The organism is Desulfofarcimen acetoxidans DSM 771 (genome assembly GCF_000024205.1).
Classification (GTDB): Bacteria; Bacillota; Desulfotomaculia; order Desulfotomaculales; family Desulfofarciminaceae; genus Desulfofarcimen; species Desulfofarcimen acetoxidans.
The window spans coordinates 1,092,007-1,109,282 of the sequence record NC_013216.1 but is presented as its reverse complement, the minus strand read 5'-3'; the positions used below and the strand labels follow the sequence as shown (position 1 = coordinate 1,109,282).

17 protein-coding genes are annotated in these 17,276 nt (G+C 41.6%); 1 reads left to right on the top strand and 16 read right to left on the bottom strand.

Annotated features, from left to right (window positions below):
• Positions 1–15: 15 nt before the first annotated feature.
• From DTOX_RS05195 to DTOX_RS05160, 8 genes are all read right to left on the bottom strand, one after another.
• Positions 16–693, bottom strand: coding sequence for a YggS family pyridoxal phosphate-dependent enzyme (locus DTOX_RS05195; protein WP_015756683.1), 678 nt, complete (start codon positions 691–693; stop codon positions 16–18).
• A gap of 16 nt (positions 694–709) precedes the next feature.
• Positions 710–1,543, bottom strand: coding sequence for a biotin/lipoyl attachment domain-containing protein (locus DTOX_RS05190; protein ID WP_479690836.1), 834 nt, complete (start codon positions 1,541–1,543; stop codon positions 710–712).
• 327 nt (positions 1,544–1,870) lie between these two features.
• Positions 1,871–2,530, bottom strand: coding sequence for a phosphate signaling complex protein PhoU (gene phoU / locus DTOX_RS05185; protein ID WP_015756681.1), 660 nt, complete (start codon positions 2,528–2,530; stop codon positions 1,871–1,873).
• A gap of 15 nt (positions 2,531–2,545) precedes the next feature.
• On the bottom strand, positions 2,546–3,289 hold the full coding sequence (gene pstB / locus DTOX_RS05180) for a phosphate ABC transporter ATP-binding protein PstB (RefSeq protein WP_242652602.1): 744 nt from the start codon (positions 3,287–3,289) through the stop codon (positions 2,546–2,548).
• A gap of 163 nt (positions 3,290–3,452) precedes the next feature.
• Entirely contained in the window at positions 3,453–4,829 is a 1,377-nt protein-coding gene (gene pnpS / locus DTOX_RS05175) for a two-component system histidine kinase PnpS (RefSeq protein ID WP_015756679.1), read from the bottom strand.
• 16 nt (positions 4,830–4,845) lie between these two features.
• Positions 4,846–5,553 carry a response regulator transcription factor gene (locus DTOX_RS05170; RefSeq protein WP_015756678.1) on the bottom strand — a complete coding sequence of 236 codons (708 nt, stop codon included), beginning with the start codon at positions 5,551–5,553 and terminating at the stop codon, positions 4,846–4,848.
• A gap of 12 nt (positions 5,554–5,565) precedes the next feature.
• On the bottom strand, positions 5,566–6,387 hold the full coding sequence (pgeF, locus tag DTOX_RS05165) for a peptidoglycan editing factor PgeF (RefSeq protein ID WP_015756677.1): 822 nt from the start codon (positions 6,385–6,387) through the stop codon (positions 5,566–5,568).
• Between the two features lie 154 nt (positions 6,388–6,541).
• Positions 6,542–8,110 carry an MBL fold metallo-hydrolase RNA specificity domain-containing protein gene (locus DTOX_RS05160; protein ID WP_015756676.1) on the bottom strand — a complete coding sequence of 523 codons (1,569 nt, stop codon included), beginning with the start codon at positions 8,108–8,110 and terminating at the stop codon, positions 6,542–6,544.
• A gap of 157 nt (positions 8,111–8,267) precedes the next feature.
• Between DTOX_RS05160 and DTOX_RS05155 the strand changes: the two genes are divergently transcribed.
• Entirely contained in the window at positions 8,268–8,489 is a 222-nt protein-coding gene (locus DTOX_RS05155) for an FmdB family zinc ribbon protein (RefSeq protein ID WP_015756675.1), read from the top strand.
• Between the two features lie 156 nt (positions 8,490–8,645).
• Here the strand turns inward: DTOX_RS05155 and DTOX_RS05150 are convergent, their stop codons facing one another.
• The 8 genes from DTOX_RS05150 to sigE form a co-directional block, all read right to left on the bottom strand.
• The gene (locus DTOX_RS05150; protein WP_015756674.1) at positions 8,646–9,311 is read right to left on the bottom strand and encodes a LysM peptidoglycan-binding domain-containing protein; all 666 of its coding nucleotides are present in this window, start codon (positions 9,309–9,311) and stop codon (positions 8,646–8,648) included.
• 87 nt (positions 9,312–9,398) lie between these two features.
• Positions 9,399–9,887 (bottom strand): anaerobic ribonucleoside-triphosphate reductase activating protein, encoded by a 489-nt coding sequence (nrdG, locus tag DTOX_RS05145; protein WP_015756673.1) that lies wholly within the window; start codon positions 9,885–9,887, stop codon positions 9,399–9,401.
• A gap of 112 nt (positions 9,888–9,999) precedes the next feature.
• The gene (nrdD, locus tag DTOX_RS22025) at positions 10,000–13,593 is read right to left on the bottom strand and encodes an anaerobic ribonucleoside-triphosphate reductase (protein WP_015756672.1); all 3,594 of its coding nucleotides are present in this window, start codon (positions 13,591–13,593) and stop codon (positions 10,000–10,002) included.
• Positions 13,594–13,643: 50 nt separating this feature from the next.
• Entirely contained in the window at positions 13,644–14,096 is a 453-nt protein-coding gene (gene nrdR, locus DTOX_RS05130) for a transcriptional regulator NrdR (RefSeq protein ID WP_015756671.1), read from the bottom strand.
• A gap of 348 nt (positions 14,097–14,444) precedes the next feature.
• Complete coding sequence (locus DTOX_RS05125; RefSeq protein ID WP_015756670.1) at positions 14,445–14,723, bottom strand: YlmC/YmxH family sporulation protein; 279 nt, start codon at positions 14,721–14,723, stop codon at positions 14,445–14,447.
• Between the two features lie 177 nt (positions 14,724–14,900).
• Complete coding sequence (spoIIR, locus tag DTOX_RS05120; RefSeq protein WP_015756669.1) at positions 14,901–15,572, bottom strand: stage II sporulation protein R; 672 nt, start codon at positions 15,570–15,572, stop codon at positions 14,901–14,903.
• 56 nt (positions 15,573–15,628) lie between these two features.
• Entirely contained in the window at positions 15,629–16,402 is a 774-nt protein-coding gene (gene sigG, locus DTOX_RS05115) for an RNA polymerase sporulation sigma factor SigG (RefSeq protein WP_015756668.1), read from the bottom strand.
• 147 nt (positions 16,403–16,549) lie between these two features.
• Positions 16,550–17,248, bottom strand: a complete 699-nt coding sequence (gene sigE / locus DTOX_RS05110; protein WP_422698401.1) for an RNA polymerase sporulation sigma factor SigE — start codon at positions 17,246–17,248, stop codon at positions 16,550–16,552.
• Positions 17,249–17,276 lie beyond the last annotated feature (28 nt).

Here is a 17,276-nt window from a genome sequence, read left to right as displayed (position 1 = left end):
ACCCCCTCTAAATCTTCATACTCCGAAAAGAGCAGTGCCGACTCTCACTATAGTTGCACCTTCCTCTACCGCCACCTCAAAATCATTGCTCATACCCATGGAAAGCACATCCATATTTATTTCAGAGGATTCTCTGCTGATTCTTTCGGACAAATCTTTTAATCCCCTGAAAATGGGCCTTACTTCTTCAGGGTAAGTCGTATAAGGAGCCATTGTCATCAATCCCCGCACCGTCAAACCAGGCAAACAGTTTACCAGTTTAACAAACTCCCTTGCTTCAGATAAAGGTATGCCAAATTTACTTTGCTCTCCGGAAATATTAATCTCCAGCAAAACCTGCACCTTCATATTCTGCAGCAGAGCCTGACGGTTAATCTCCCTGGCCAGAGACAAACTGTCTAAAGAATGAATTAAACCTATTTTATCTATAATATACTTTATCTTATTGGTTTGTAAATGCCCAATCATATGCCAAACAGCATCATCGGGCAACAACGCAATTTTTTTTTGTAATTCTTGAACTCTGTTTTCACCGAACTCCTTAAAACCACAATCATAAACCTGCTTTATCAAATCAACACTTACATTCTTAGTAACCGCCAGCAGTGTAATATCATCCGGATCACGTCCGGAGCGACAGGCGGCTGCGGCTATCCTCTCCTTTACTAATAAAATATTATCCCTGATATTCAAAAAAATCTCCTCTCCTTTATAGAACCAAACTGACCACCTTATACCAAAAAGGGTTATGAATATAACTGGTGCCTTCAGCTAATTCTGCCCCACTGATAATAACATTATTTTCTGACTGGGCTTCGATTTTTACCGGCAGCCACCTGATTAAGGTTTTATTTAAGGAATAAATGCCCGGTTGACCTTCTTTTAACACAATTGATCTTCGCTCTACTGCCAGACCGGATAGCGCCTGTGTTACAACCACCAGAGCAATTTTCCTGTAATGGGCCAAATCATGGGGATAATCATCCGCCCTCAGCAGAATATCAAAATTACTGTCCTGCTTCCTACAATCTACAACCTTACCGTTAAATGAATACCCTTGCCACTGAAGCTTCATCCCATAGCCTAACTTTAACACATTTTGGGGTATTTGCTCCTGATTTAACTCCAATTTAATCAATAGAGGCTTGAGGTTGTCCACCAGTTTATAGACAGGTTCGCCGCTCTCTATAATAGCAGCATCTTTTAACTCTGACGCTTCTAAATCATCAATCGTGCTTTTTATTTCTTTTATTTTGGGTACCTGTAAAACATCCAGGTTATCCGGAGACAAGACTTGTTCCAGTCCATCCAGATGAAGACAGAAGATGCCGGCCTGCTTATTGTAAAGTAAGGTATTTACTTTTCCCTCAACAGAATTCAACTCAGTACTCTGCAAAGAAACTACAGGAACACCGGCGCGCAAGCGTGTACCGTCCTTAACCAAATACTTTACCTTTCCTCTTTCAGGCATTCTGACAATCGTCTCTCCCTTGATTAATAAACCTTCAGTATTAACCTCCCTTTGTATTTTAGTATATTGCAAAATACGGTTCTCTAAAATTTTGGAGATGAACATATCCCTAAAAAAACCTGTGTTAATAAAAGTAAATGAAATAAACAGGAATATGAACAGTAGATAATATATACTTTTAACTTTTTTACTTTGTTTCACCTTTTTTATAACCATGAAAACCTATTCGACAACCAAATGGTAAATCCTGCACAAAAAAAGCACCCGCAGGCGCTTTTCCAGTTAATATTTTTATTGATAAGTTAATAAATCCTGACTATCTGAATTTATGTAGATTATAATTAACTGTTACTTTAAAGGCTCACAAGCCATTTAAACAATTCGCAAGTAATTTTTTCCTTAGTTTAATTCTTTTCTTTCCCCGGTAACCAAATACACTACGGCCTCTCCAATGTTAGTAGCGTGATCCGCCACTCTTTCCAGATAACGATTGACATAAAGCAAATAAGAACACTCGGTTACTGTATCCGGGTCTTTTCTCATACAAGACATTAATTCCCGAAAAACCTTAGCGAAAATATAATCCACTTCGTCATCACCGGCACACATTTTTTGTGCCTTCTCAATATCATCATTTACGTAGGCATCCAAACCGTCTTTCAGCATTTGCCTGGCCAATTTAGCCATTTGCGGAATATAATCCACGACATCTACTTTAAAGGGCCTGGATGACAGGCACATAGTGGCTCTGGCAATATCGACGGCATGATCTGCCATACGCTCCAAGCTCAACAGTATTTTTATACCGGTTACAACAATTCGAAGATCCTTGGCCATAGGCTGCTGGGTGGCAATTAATTTAATTATTTTAGATTCTATCTCCAAGTACAACTCATCAATAGTCTCATCACCCATAATAACCTGAGCTGCCAGAGATACATCTTTCCTCATCAAAGCTTCCACTGATTCATAGATAGCCTGCTCAACCAATCCTGCCATGCGCAGTATATCCTGCTTTAAAGCATATAATGCCTTATCAAAATTCTGCCTGGGTGACATTTTATTACCAGCTCCTTAACCAAATCTTCCGGTTATATAGTCCTCCGTTCGTTTATCACTTGGCTGAGTAAATATAAAATCCGTATTGCCGTTTTCCACCAGCTCGCCATTTAAGAAAAAGGCGGTCATATCCGATACCCTCGCCGCCTGCTGCATATTGTGTGTAACGATAACCACTGTATATTTTTTTTTCAATTCCTGAATTAATTCTTCTATTTTCAAAGTTGATATAGGGTCAAGAGCTGAAGTAGGTTCGTCCATAAGCAGCACTTCAGGTTCAACTGCCAGCAAACGTGCTATACATACTCTCTGCTGCTGCCCGCCGGAAAGGCCCAGAGCTGATTTAAAAAGCTTATCCTTAACTTCATCCCAAAGCACCGCAGCCCTCAAGCTGTTTTCCACTATCTCATCTAACTGCCGCTTTTTTTTAATACCGTGAATCCGAGGTCCATAAGCAACATTATCATAAACAGACATGGGAAAAGGATTAGGCCTTTGAAAAACCATACCTACTCTTTTACGAAGCAGAACAAGATCAACACCTGGTTTATAAATATCTTCACCATCCAACAATATCTTACCGTTAACCCTTACACCCTCAATTAAATTGTTCATCCGGTTTAAGGTTCTTAAAAAAGACGATTTACCACACCCGGAAGGACCTATTAATGCTGTTACCCGGCAGGATTCAATGTCAAGATTAATATTATGTAAAGCCTGATAATCTTTATAATAAAGATTTAGTTGAGCAATACTCATCTTTATTTCAGACACTTTATTTATCCTCCCCGGTTATTCCGCTAGAAACCTGAATCATATTTTTATTCTAGCAAACTAAAATAATTTGGCTGTTAGAGCAATGTTAATTTTATATAAAGATAGCCTTTGTTTCGTTGTTGACTCAAACCTTTCAACAAGCCCATCAGTGTAAATCTCCGGCAACCGGCAAAATAAAAGCAAATATACTGCCTTTGCCAACTGTACTGGTTACCTCCAGAGAACCGCCGTGCCTCTCAACAATATGCTTCACAATGGAAAGTCCAAGCCCCGTCCCTCCCATTTCACGTGAACGGGCTTTATCAACACGATAAAATCGTTCAAAAATTCGAGCCAGGCTTTCTGTGGGAATACCTATACCGGTATCGGTCACAATAACCTTCATTTCCTGCTCACTGGCCCTGGCTTTTATTTCTATTTTACCTTTAGCCGGTGTGTATTTTATTGCATTGTCAATCAAATTGGTCAAAACCTGCATCAGCAAGTCCTCATCCCCGATTACCGGAGGCAGGTTGGGAGAAAGAGTAACCATTAAGGTCAAACCTTTTTCCCTGGCTCTCGGTTCATAAACAGGCGCCACTCTATGTATAAGCTCGGCCATATCTACCGGCTGAAAATTCGGCACAAATTGCCGGTCTTCAATATTAGAGAGATTCAGCAGATCATTGATCAATCTGGTCAAACGCTCTGTCTCATCACTCATATGCTCCAAAAATCTTCTGGCTATTTCCGGCTCCTCCAGTGCACCGTCTAAAAGCGTTTCCAAAAAGCCGCTGATAGATGTCAGTGGAGTACGCAATTCATGTGAAACATTGGCTACAAACTCTGTACGCATTTGCTCTAGTTTTCGCCTGTCCGTTATATCTCGCAAGACAGCAACTATACCTTCTGTTTTAGTGTCCGAAGACCTGAGTGGTGTCAGGTGCACACGAAAGACCCTGGGTTCTTCTGATGTTAAAATCTTCAGCACCTTCACCATCGGCTCATTCCTTTTTAAGGCGTGAAATAGCAGTTGTTCCAATTCGTAGTTTCTAATTATACCCAGAATATTTTTAACCTGATCAGCCGGATTTTCTATGGCAAATATATCCTCCACGGCAGGGTTAACCAGCAGCACCTTGCCCTCACGGTCCAGTGCGATTACCCCGTCGGCCATACTGTCCAGTATAGCCCGCGCTCTGTTTTTTTCTGTAGTAATATCCGTAATAACGGTTTTTAGCTGACCGGCCAGGTTATTTATATTAGCCGCCAATTCACCTATCTCATCCTGATACCTGATAATAATTTGCTGGTCAAAATTACCTCGGGCCATTTCCTGGGTAACTTCACTCATCACAGCAAGAGGATTAATTACCCTCTTATATAAGAGCCAGGCAAAAACCACGGATAATAAAGATGCGGTCAGAAAAGCCCCGGCAAAAGTTAATAACTGTGCCTTATACAGTTCCAGGAGACCCCAAAAAACAGCCAGCAATATAAAATAGCTGGCCGCTGCCCGCCAGATTACACCTTTTAACAACATCTGCCGCCAGACTCCTCTAAGAAGATTCTTTAAAGCGATAGCCTACTCCCCTGACCGTTTCAATATACTGTTGGGAGGCATCCATTCCCTCTAGTTTTTGCCTGATGTGTCTTATATGCACATCAACCGTTCGAGAATCCCCCACAAAATCATAACCCCAGATTTGTTCCAAAAGATAATCACGGGAGAATACTTTTCCCGGTTGTCTGGCTAAAAAACGGATTAATTCAAATTCCTTGGGGGTTAAATACTGTTTTACCCCACCCAACTCAATCATATAGCGATCCTGATCAATAAGTAAATTCCCTCTCACGAGAGTATTTTCAACGGGTTTTTCCGGCGTTGTTTCCACTTCCTCACTACGCCTCAGTCTGGCCTTAACCCTGGCTACCAGTTCTCGAGGGCTGAAAGGTTTGGTTACATAATCATCCGCTCCCATTTCCAACCCAAGAATTTTGTCCAATTCATCTCCCCTTGCACTGACCATAATAATGGGAATCCCTCTGGTTTTTTGCTCCTGCTGCAGCAAGCGACACACTGCTAAACCATCCTGCTCAGGAAGCATTATATCCAGTATAATCAGATCCGGTTTTTCTGAGCGGGCCAGTTGTAGAGCTGTTGTACCGTCTCTGGCTGTAATAACTTGGTAGCCTTCCCGTTCCAGATTAAACTTGATGATTTCTATAATATTCTGCTCATCATCCACTACCAGAACACTTGGCATCTGTCACGCCCCCTATCTTAACATCATCAGAGAAGCCATACGTCCGGTATGACCGTTTTCCGCCCGGTAAGAATAAAATATATCAGTGTTGCAGCCGGTACATAGCTTAGATACATAAATATTTTCCGGCCTGAGGCCTGCATCAAGAAAAACCCGGTAATTGGCTTGCCAGAGATCAAATCTGTATTTACCCGGCAAAGTAGCTTCTACCAGTTCACTCCAATAAGGAAAACTTGCTTGCAGTTGCCCGGTTACACGGCTGTCCACCTCATAACAGCAAGGGCCGATAGAAGGACCTACCACTGCCAGACATTCAACCGGCCGGCTGCCAAATACTCGCCTCATTTCCTTTACCGTCTTCTCAGCTATTCTAAGAACTGTACCTCGCCAGCCAGCGTGAGCCAAACCAATAACCGACTTAACCGGATCCACTATAAATAAGGGAACACAGTCAGCATAATAAGATGACAGCGGCACACCGGGCTGGTTAGTAATTAAAGCATCCGTACCGGGCAATGAGGAAGCATAGCTTAATGCCCCCGCCCCCCTGTGCTCAAGTCCCACAACTGCCACCAGATCATCATGAGTCTGCTGACCTGCCACTAAGTGAACCGGATTAAGACCTAGTTTACTGCATACCCTGCTGCGGTTTTCCAATACAGCCTGCTCACTGTCCCCCACGTGAAAAGCCATGTTTAGCGACTTATACTCAGCTTCACTAATGCCGCCCCGGCGGGTAGTAAAAGCATGAACCAATCCGGGAATTGCTTCAAGTAATTTGAAACTATAATACTCCAAATCCTCCCGGACAGTATCAGAAGAATTATCCGACATGGTCATCCTCCCAAATTATATTTTCACGAAAACAACGCATATCTAAATCTATTATGTCCGCAAAAATATATACCTAGCGATGGAAAAGCCATAACAACATAACAATAAAATATCTCCAGCAAAATACCTCACTGGCTAGTTAAACAGAATTACCTCATCTGCAATCAGTGCAAACTGATAAATAATGCTGCAAGGAACTAAGTTTATTCATTACTTCGGCATACTTGCGACTGTCGTTAACCTGTTCGGAATATAAAAATACCTGCATTTTTTCCATAACTTCCTGATAAATTGCTCTTACATCTTCCCTTGTAACAGATTCTACCGGGGGAGTTAAATCTATTTCTTCCTGCCAGGCGGGAATTGTCGTTTTAAAACCGGTTTCTTTAGTAATCAATTCTGCTAAAACTGACGATGGTTCCGGATCACCATGTACAATAAAAATTTCACGTGGTTTGTTCTTAAGCTGCTTAATCCAGTTTAACAGACCGAACTGGTCGGCATGAGCGGAAAACCCGTTAATAGCTCTGATATTAGCACGAACAGCAATTTCTTCACCGCCGATGCGTATACTTTTTTCTCCTGATAAAAGGCGCTGCCCGTTAGTGCCAACCGCTTGATAGCCTACAAATAAGATGGTTGACTCAGGCCTCCACAAATTATGCTTCAAATGATGCCTAATACGTCCAAAATCACCCATCCCACTGGCAGAAATAATAATAGCTCCGCCCTCAATTTGGTTAACGGCCTTGGACTCCTCCGCAGTTACAGAAAAAGACAGATTTGGCAGGCTTAATGGATCGAAACCGTCTTTCATCAATTGTCTGGTTTCTTTATCAAAAATTCTCCAGTGTTTTCTAAATACAGCAGTAGCAGCTACTGCCATAGGACTGTCAATAATCACCTTCATGTCGGGTAATTGTTTTTCCCGGGCCAGTTGGTTCAAATCATATAATATATCCTGGGTTCGCTCTACCGCAAAAGCGGGGATAACCAGATTGCCGCCTTTATTATAGGTCTCCCAGATAATCTCTTTTAGAATATCCAACCGCCCGTTACGGTCTTTATGCCGGCGGTTACCATAAGTGGACTCTATTATTACATAATCTGCTTCTTCCACCACTGCCGGGTCATTGATGAAACGAGCATCTGGATTGCCCAGATCCCCGCTGAATACAAACTTAGCTTTGTCACCGGTTTCCTCTGCCCATAATTCCAGCATAGCAGAACCTAAAATATGTCCGGCCTCCTGAAAACGTGCAGTAATATTGTCTGCAACCTGAAACTCCTCGTCATATTTTACTTTCTGCATAAGTTCCAATGCAGCGTAAGCATCATCCACTGTATAAATTGGTTCAATCAGTTTCTTACCAGCCCTTTTTGCCTTGCGGTTTTTAGCCTCAACCTCAGTTTCCTGAATATGCCCGCTATCCGGAAGCATTACCTCCAACAAATCACCGGTAGCCTCCGTCACATATACAGGACCCTTGTAACCCTGCTTAACTAATTTAGGCAACAAGCCGCTGTGATCAATATGAGCATGTGTCAGTATAACACATGCCAGGCTTTTCGGCGGAATTAAAAAATCTTGATAGTTTCTCTCTTTTATAGCTTTTGTTCCTTGAAACATGCCACAATCAATCATGATATTCTTACCGTCAACACTGAGAAGATGACATGATCCGGTAACAGTTTGAGCAGCACCCAAAAAACGTATTCTCATTTTATTTTTACCCCCATAAGAAAACGGATATATTCTTCCTTTGTAATAATTCCTCTTAAAAGGTCTAATCCCTGCTATTTTGTGAAAAACTAATTCCATAAAGGCTTGACAAAGATTTTTTATAGGACTAACCTTTTAATTAAAGGGGGTTTTAGTTATGCCTTTTTATGAATTTAAATGCTCCGCTTGTGGATTTCGTTTTGAAAAAATGTGTTCTATGGGAGATAAAGGAGAGAACCTGCTGTGTCCTGAGTGCGGGGCTATAAAACCGCAGCGAGTGTTTTCAACCTTTAGTTCACCTGGCGGTGATAGTGGCAGCGGGGGCGGCAATTCTAAGTGCTCAGGTTGTTCCTCCGGCAACTGCAGTTCCTGTCACTAATACATATAAAGCGGGGTTGGCCTTTTGGGAGTCACTATTTTAAATGGCTTCAATAAATTACTCTAACTGCCAATAGGCAGTTTTTCTTTTCTTTAACTGCTAATGCCATAAATTTGCCTTAGGGAAAAATCGCCTGGCATTTGTCGGGCCTTATTCCTATTCAGGTAAACAGTAGAAAACAACATTATCTACAACTACAGTATTATCATTGCGGGAAGCCGGCATAAAATTAAACCTGACTTCCGCACTTGTTGAATTAATTGGTGCTTTGTCTGTGGTTAGAGTATATAATTGAAAAGAGTTATTAGGTATGGCAGTCTGTGAGAGGACAGTATTAACTTGCCCGGTGACCTGCATTGAGTTGTTATAAAATACGACTTTTATATCCATTTGATATTGGGATACTCCTCCAAATTGTTCACTTTCTCTGAGGTAAAACTCCAACCTATAAGTATTAACTGCCTGAACAGATGTTATTTGTGTCAAAGCTGCCTGCCTGTTAGGAGCTGCTGCACCCATCTCAGCAGCGTAATAACCGTAGTTAGATAGGGTAGTGCGGTAGACATTGTTAACCTGCCAGCCGGACGGGTTCTGATCGGGAACAGCCCAGTCTTCAAAGCTGCTGTTTATAAGCAGATTGCCGGACGGGCATGGCTGGGGTTCCCCTGTTCCGCTGCTCTCAATAATGATAACCTGACCGATATTAATAAGGTTAGGGTTTTTTATAGCAGGATTTAATTCCAGTATATTTTCCACTGTTGTATTAAAATTTTGGGCGATTTTAAACAGTGTATCTCCCGGTTTCACGGTGTAGTTTATCATAACATATTACCCCTTTTCCCTTTCAGTAAGCAGGTTCATAATATGCTATGCATAAAAAGGTAAAATGTTGCATCCGAAAACAGCATGCTAAAAAGCCAGCTCAACCACCCCACCATTTTCCAGAGACTGCTTAACATTAATAAGTCTCTGGTTGGATGAACCACGAAAAGCATGGTTCAAGCTTTTTTCCGCAGCAATAAAAGGCCCGTCTACCAGCACGTCAATCAGCTTCATTACGGGCAGATCCTTGACCTCCTCAAAAACATATCCGGTATAAACCCATATACTTAGTCCCGGCTTCTGTAAGCGAATATAACCTATAACATCGTATAAGGACCCTGCCTGCATTAAAGGATCTCCACCGCTGAAAGTTATCCCGGAGTTTAGCGATGTCAATTTATTCAATAATAATTCGGCAAAGCTCTTCTCCGAAATCAAACTACCGCCTTCCTCAGGACATAAAGCAGGGTTGTGGCATCCGGCACAATTCCGTGGACAACCCTGCAGAAAAGCAACGACTCTCAACCCGGGACCGTCAACAATTGAATCACCGATAATGTCTGCATACCTAATCATTAGTTATTCTCCTTTACTAACAATTTATTAGTATTACTCTGCCACAAAATAAAGCAAAAGCAAAAGCCACCTGATAATTAGGGGTGTTGGCTTTTGCTTATATCAACAAGAATTAAAACCTGTGCGTAATCCGCTCCTTCAACTCGGACACCTTACTGTCATTAAACCGGTCAACAGTACTCAAATACCCGGTAATCCGGCGCACCCGCCGAATAAACGGTGAACCGCAGCGCGGACAGATGTCCTCATTGATCACTCCAAGGTGACTGCACCCGGTACAAAAATCCACAGGATAATTGATGGCAGCGTAGCCCATATTACTGTCCTTCATATGACGCACTATAGACTCCATCGCCTCAATATTGTGCACCGGTGGGGCTTCCAGTTCCACATAACTGATATGACCGGCATTACAATACTTATGGTAGACTCCTTCCAGACTAATTTTATCAAAAATGCTGATTGGATAATTAACAGGAATATGGAAAGAGTTAGTGTAATATTCTTTATTAGTAACGCCTGGGATAATCCCGTACTCCCGGCGGTCAAGCTTGATGAAACGCCCGGACAACCCCTCCGCGGGAGTAGCCAGAAAAGTATAGTTCTTATCATACTTTTCCGCAGCCTCATCAACTTTTTTGGCCATAAAAGCTACTATTTCCTGACCTATTTCTTGGGCCGACTTGCTTTCTCCATGATGCTTGCCGGTTAAGGCAGTCAGTGTCTCAGCCAGACCGATAAAACCAATAGCCAGTGTGCCATGCTTAATAGCCGGTTCTATGACATCCTCCGGTCTTAAGCCCTGGGAATCCATATACAAGCCTTGTCCCATGACAAAAGGCATATCCCTTACTTTTAACTTAGCTTGCACCTGGTAGCGGTGATACAACTGGCGGGCGGATAAGTCGAAAATATCCTCCAGATCACGATAAAACTTTGCCATGTTGCGCTCAGCCTTAATAGCCACCCTGGGCAGATTAACCGTTGTGAAGGACAGATTGCCCCGGCCATCAGTAACAGCCTGCCCATGCCGGTTGGACATTACCCTGGTTCGGCAGCCCATATAACTGACCTGATCCCCAAAAGGACTGTTAAAGCCGGCATCCATAAAGCTAAAAGTGGGGTTAAGTCTTTTTGAGGCAACCCTTAAAGCTACTTTGAACAGGTCATAATTGGGATCATCCGGGTTTAAATTAATTCCCTCTTTAACCCTGAATATAATATTAGGGAAAATAGGGTTTTCTCCCCGTCCCAAACCTGCCTCGTAGGCCATAAGCAAATTCCTCGTCACCTTACGCGAGGCTTCTGATGTCTCCGTACCAAGATTTAGGGAGGAGAAGGGTACCTGTGCCCCAGCGCGGGAATTATGCACAAATATACCCTGGGAAGTTAAAAAATTCTCATTGCCCTCTACAGATATATCATACACATACGGTTCATACGGTAATTCTTTAATTGAATCAACAGTAACAGGTCTAATTTCCAAAGCGCGCTCAAGTTTTATTAAGAGTTTATTGATTTGTAAATTTTTATTTAAAATTGCTCTTGCCCAACGCATAACCATTTCCGGACTGCGACAATCGCTAGTAATCATGCCTCCATGGTTTCTGAATCCCAGTTCTTTTGATAACATAAAGCGCGGCAGCCAATCCGCATAAGGGAATCTCACACTTAAATATTTACTATAGCGAGGCAATTTACCTTTAGCCAACAACTTTCTCAAATGGTGCCTTTGAGAAGATTTAACCAGAGGAATAACCCGTTCAACCTCTTCAAACCAGTAGGCAGATGAGGCCAGTTTTACTATAATTTCCTCTTCTTCACCGGTAAGCCTGCGTGACTTGAGATCAAAAATCAATTCCTCAATATATACAGGTTTTATCCTGTATTGGTAGGCATTACGACAATCTACCCCATACACGTCAGCAATTAACGGGCGAAGATATTCATAATCATACCGTGATTGCTCAATGCTAACCTGGTACAAACTTGCCAGATCCCCTTGCTTGGGGCCCGAAAGATTAAGCGCGGTAGCGTAATAACCACCAATTGCAATTTTATAACGTTCCCGTGCTGCAGCATACTGAGCAGAAGGTATTTCCTGACTCATTGAAGCCATTAGTCCCAGGCGAGTTAATAATAAAAATATTCCGTCCCTTAATTTTTGAGATACAGAACTGGCAACAACACGGTTCTTGCCAACAGTACCGTCACCGCTAAGATAACCGTCTAAAAAAGCACGAATAACATTATCCGTTGCAAAGAAAATTTCCGATGGGACTCTTTTATTTTGAGCACCTTTCCCGCAGATATCTGCAACAAAAGCAGCAAACTGTTGACCCACCCGGCAAGCTAAATCCCTAGAACCTGTTTCATTATAACGAAGCCTGGTTGAAAAATCCGGGTGTATTCGCTCCAACATTTTACCGGCTTCCGCTTCCAACTCTTTATTAAACAGCGACAGATATATCGTTGAACCGTCTGCCGCACCTTCCGCAACATAAAAACCCAGGAATCTGGCCAAAATCTCATCTAATACAATTTCTTTAAGTTGATATTTTGATGAATTAGGATACTTACTTAGTTCATAAGTATGAACCTGTTCTACAGCCTGCCAGCGTGCAGGTGTCAGTCCTGTACTCAACATTTCCGGAACGGCAGTAGTAATTTCGCCATTTTTATTTACTGCCATCATTGAATGATTATCAGTAACTTCTACCCTCTGTCCTGACTTTAATTTTACTTGCAAAAGTCGATTAAAATTATTATGTTTTAATGAAGCTGTAATATCCTTTAACTCTGTCTTACCTGTAGTATAATTAACGCTCAAGGCAGCGAACTTACCTTCTTCAAACTGCTCATGAAATTCCTCCATAGATACTGTCTTTAAGCGGTTTTCTTCCTTATCCAATATCCAAATACGTTCACTCCCCCTGAGGGAGTGCATGCTATTGAGATTATATACCAGTGCTTCCATTGCCTGAAATGTTTCATCCTCGCTGGCATTCTCCACATAAGGGGCAATATCACGATCAAAGAAAGCAAAAGATTGGCCCCCGTGCATATCATTTTGAGAACTCTGCAGAATTATGGCCGCCAGTGCGGTAGCTGAATTTGGTCTCTGAGGCGGTCTGATATAGCCATGCCCATTATCAAATCCTTCCTCCAGCAATCTTTTTAGAGGGATTTGTATGCAGGTCAGGGTTTTTCCATAAAAGTCCAGATCGTGAATATGAATATCTCCTCGTGTATGTGCCTGTGAAAGCTCATCGGGAATCAGCCTGGTCAGGTAGTATTTCTTACTGGCCGCGCTGGCAATCTGCAGCATTTTAGCCGAGGGAGAATTGCTCACATTAGCATTTTCCTTACTCGTCTCAACCAGGATTTCCTCCACCGCATCCATCAACTCGCCTTTAGCTTCACGCATGCGGGTTCGCCTGTCCCTGTACAATATGTAGGCCTTGGCAGTACGAGCATGCCCGTTTTCTATCAGCACCTTTTCAACGATGTCCTGAACATCTTCAACGCCAAAGGCATTACCATTGTACTTGGCTTTAATCATCTTTAAGACTTCGATGGTCAACTCCATTGCCAATTGACGGTCCTCACCACCCACTGACCGGGCGGCTCTGAAAATTGCATCAGTTATTTTCTTATCATCGAAGCTTACTTCCCGGCCATCTCTCTTTTTTATCGTATTAAACAAATAGATTCCCTCCAAATTCTTCAGCAAGAACACTCTACCATATTATTCAGTTATTTTTGCAACAGGCTTTGCACTTCTTCCATAAAACTCTTAACATCGCGGAATTCACGGTAGACAGAAGCAAACCTGATATAAGCAACCTCGTCAATCTCACGCAACCTGTTCATAACCAGCCTTCCTATGTTCTCACTTTTAATTTCTATATCCATCGTGTTGCGAAGTTCTTTTTCAATTTCGCCCGCAATCCCTTCGAGCAAAACCGTGGAGACAGGTCTCTTATGACAGGCTTTTAGCATACCGGACAGCAGCTTAACAATACTGAATACTTCTCTTCCACCATCCTTTTTAACAACCATTAGGGGCAGCTCGTCCACCTTTTCATATGTTGTAAACCTCTTCCCGCAAACGCCGCATTCGCGCCTGCGCCGGATTGAGTTGCCTTCGTCAGCAGGCCGTGAATCTAAAACCCTGCTGTCCATTTTTGCACAGAAAGGACAACGCATTTTTGGCTCCTCCTAAATAATTGTTCTTTCCCTTAGAACATCTATATGTAGTGTTTAAGATATAATTATTATACAATATAAAGATAAATGGGCAACATCTAAAAACAGTCTCCTGAGATTATAATTGCTCATTTACAAGACTTTAATTACATATTTCTGGCTAAGATAAAAACTTACTATAATTATTCAATTTACTTAACCATCTGCCTATCACAAACAGCTTATTCCTTGGTAAATTATAGATCCTCAAAAGGGCGTACTTTGGTTATCCCCCCTTCCTGCCCCCCCAGGGCGGATAACCAAAGTACACCGCGCGATATGCAATATTTAATTGGTCTTTTTTTCGTTTCACCAACCAAGGCCCCTGTTATCATCCTGATAATCACCGAAACCGTTTAATTCCACTAGAATTACATCAATACCGATTTTTTTAATCTTCTCCCAGGGAATAATAATTTCTTCTTCACGCCCAAAAAAACCCAGAATTTTTCCCTGAACACCCGGTATAATCAGAGCACTGATTCGCCCTTCCTCCAGGTTAATATCAATATCCTTGATTACACCCAGTCTTCTGCCATCCACCGTATTTATAATCTCCCTCGCTCTTAAGTCAGAGATTTTTACCACTGCAATCACCCCCGTATTAATATATGCGGGACACAACTAAACAAGAAGAGGAATAAAAAACTGTTCACTAATTACCTTTACAATAACTTATCACTGATCCGTTATAAGCATAATTTTTTAGGCCACAAAAAAACAGCAAAACTTGTACAAGTTTCACTGTTTTTTTGTGCCTATTTTCTATTTTCCTCCCGTGAATGCCACTAGATGTTTGCCAAGAACTCGAACCACCCTGGTTACCGAGTCTTCAAACACTTCAACTACTCTAAACTTAACCTGAACCTGCGAATCTGTTTGTTGTTTTGGCGTTTCCGCCAAAGAAACTCCCTTAGCTTTTTCCGGAATATTTATCCCCTCTTGATCCGCACTAAAATCCACAAAACAAAGAGGGGGGAATAATACACACCACCAATTTGCGCCCTTACCCTCGCCAATCACCACACGAACAGCTTCATATTCTCCTGCTTCCAGGGTCAAGTTGCCGTAAGTCTTTGTCGGAAACATATAATTACCTAAACTAACTTGAACCGGATAATCTTTACCCTCTCTGGCAATTTCTTGACTTGCCACAGATTTTATCAAACTTAAATTTTCTTTAACCACAACACGAGCTTCATCTACATTACCGGCTTGACTAAAAGAAGGTGTCATAGCCCTTACCACTTTATCCCTTACTTTAAGTTTTAAGGTTTGATCTGCTTCAGTATCACTGTTAGCTATCACATGAAATCTAATTAAATTATTGGCATTATATGCCTCAGATACTTTAGCTTTTTGAGCATGCCAGTACACAACATAAGTCATACCGACAATTGTCAGTAAAACAGCTCCTGCCATAAATTTATCCCTCATATTACTCCCTCCCCCGACAAATTGCCGCATACAATCTTTCACTCTCAGCAATAAATTCATATGTACTTGCGCATATGGTGCAACGCCGCTTTTTCTAAACGTGATACTTGGGCTTGTGATATACCTATTTCATCAGCTACTTCCATTTGGGTTTTCCCGTCGAAAAAACGTAATGTCAGGATATGCTTCTCTCTGTCACTGAGTTTTCTCAAAGCATCTTTAATTGCAATTCCCTCTAACCAGTTTAAATCTTGATTTTTATCATCACTTATTTGATCCATAACAAAAATCGGATCGCCACCGTCATGATATATCGGCTCAAACAGTGATATTGGTTCTTGTATGGCATCCAGGGCAAATACCACTTCTTCACGCGGCATTTTTAATTCCTTGGCTATCTCATTAACTGAAGGTTCACGTGAGTGCTTATTAACCAGTGTATCTCTCACCTGTAACGCCTTATAAGCAACATCCCGAAGCGATCTGCTTACCCTTATAGGATTATTATCCCTTAAATATCGTCTGATTTCTCCAATAATCATGGGTACAGCATAGGTAGAAAACTTCACGTTTTGTGCAAGATCAAAATTATCAATAGCTTTCATAAGACCAATACAACCTACCTGAAAAAGGTCATCTACATATTCCCCCCTGTTAGTGAAACGTTGGATTACACTCAAAACTAGCCTGAGGTTGCCGTTTATCAACTGTGGCCGGGCAGAGGTGTCACCTTGCTGTATTGCTTCGAACAATTCCCGCATCTTACTGTTAGGTATTACTGGGAGCTTAGCTGTATTTACACCACAAATCTCTACTTTATTGATCAACATGATGTCTCCCACCTCTTTCCAGTTTTTTGCATAATTTCTTTTTTTCATTATTACCTTGCGTCAACTGATTTATACATGAAAAGATTACCTGCCAGCAAAGCAAAAAAAAACACCCTGGTTTATCAGGGTGTTCTAAATATTCGTATTCTATTCCATTCGGTGAATTTCTCTTTTTAATCTTTTAATTATCCTTTTCTCCAAGCGTGAGATATACGATTGGGAAATACCCAGCATATCAGCGACTTCTTTTTGTGTTTTTTCCGAACCGTTGTTTAGGCCAAAACGCAGTTCCATAATTCTCCTTTCCCGGCCTGAAAGCTTCTGCAGCGCCAAATGAAGCAGTTTTCGATCAACTTCTTCCTCAATATATTTATATATAACGTCATTTTCTGTTCCTAAAACATCTGATAAAAGAAGCTCATTACCGTCCCAATCAATGTTAAGAGGCTCATCAAAAGAAACTTCCGAGCGGGTCTTATTGTTGCGCCGTAAATACATTAAAATTTCATTTTCTATACATCGAGACGCATATGTAGCAAGTTTGATTTTTTTAGCCGGATCAAAAGTATTAACAGCTTTTATAAGGCCTATAGTTCCAATAGACACCAAATCCTCAATACTGATACCGGTGTTTTCAAATTTTCGCGCTATATATACCACCAGTCGAAGATTGCGTTCAATCAATACACCCCTGACTGCACCGTCACCCGTTTCCAATCTGTTAATTAATATTGATTCTTCATCTATACTTAAGGGGGGTGGCAATGCTTCACTGCTCCCTACATAATGGATCTCCGGTCGTTGCGTAAATAGACGAAAAACACGTTCCAGCCATAGATGCACCAATAACTTTTCCGGCCATATTATCTGCAAA

What these genes read in the sequence shown, in the direction of transcription:
- DTOX_RS05170 (WP_015756678.1), bottom strand. Translation starts at nt 5,553, where the DNA reads ATGCCAAGTGTTCTGGTAGTGGATGATGAGCAGAATATTATAGAAATC.
- phoU (WP_015756681.1), bottom strand. Translation starts at nt 2,530, where the DNA reads ATGTCACCCAGGCAGAATTTTGATAAGGCATTATATGCTTTAAAGCAG.
- pstB (WP_242652602.1), bottom strand. Translation starts at nt 3,289, where the DNA reads ATGAGTATTGCTCAACTAAATCTTTATTATAAAGATTATCAGGCTTTA.
- pgeF (WP_015756677.1), bottom strand. Translation starts at nt 6,387, where the DNA reads ATGTCGGATAATTCTTCTGATACTGTCCGGGAGGATTTGGAGTATTAT.
- DTOX_RS05155 (WP_015756675.1), top strand. Translation starts at nt 8,268, where the DNA reads ATGCCTTTTTATGAATTTAAATGCTCCGCTTGTGGATTTCGTTTTGAA.
- nrdR (WP_015756671.1), bottom strand. Translation starts at nt 14,096, where the DNA reads ATGCGTTGTCCTTTCTGTGCAAAAATGGACAGCAGGGTTTTAGATTCA.
- pnpS (WP_015756679.1), bottom strand. Translation starts at nt 4,829, where the DNA reads ATGTTGTTAAAAGGTGTAATCTGGCGGGCAGCGGCCAGCTATTTTATA.
- nrdG (WP_015756673.1), bottom strand. Translation starts at nt 9,887, where the DNA reads ATGATTAGGTATGCAGACATTATCGGTGATTCAATTGTTGACGGTCCC.
- spoIIR (WP_015756669.1), bottom strand. Translation starts at nt 15,572, where the DNA reads ATGAGGGATAAATTTATGGCAGGAGCTGTTTTACTGACAATTGTCGGT.
- sigG (WP_015756668.1), bottom strand. Translation starts at nt 16,402, where the DNA reads ATGTTGATCAATAAAGTAGAGATTTGTGGTGTAAATACAGCTAAGCTC.
- DTOX_RS05160 (WP_015756676.1), bottom strand. Translation starts at nt 8,110, where the DNA reads ATGAGAATACGTTTTTTGGGTGCTGCTCAAACTGTTACCGGATCATGT.
- DTOX_RS05150 (WP_015756674.1), bottom strand. Translation starts at nt 9,311, where the DNA reads ATGATAAACTACACCGTGAAACCGGGAGATACACTGTTTAAAATCGCC.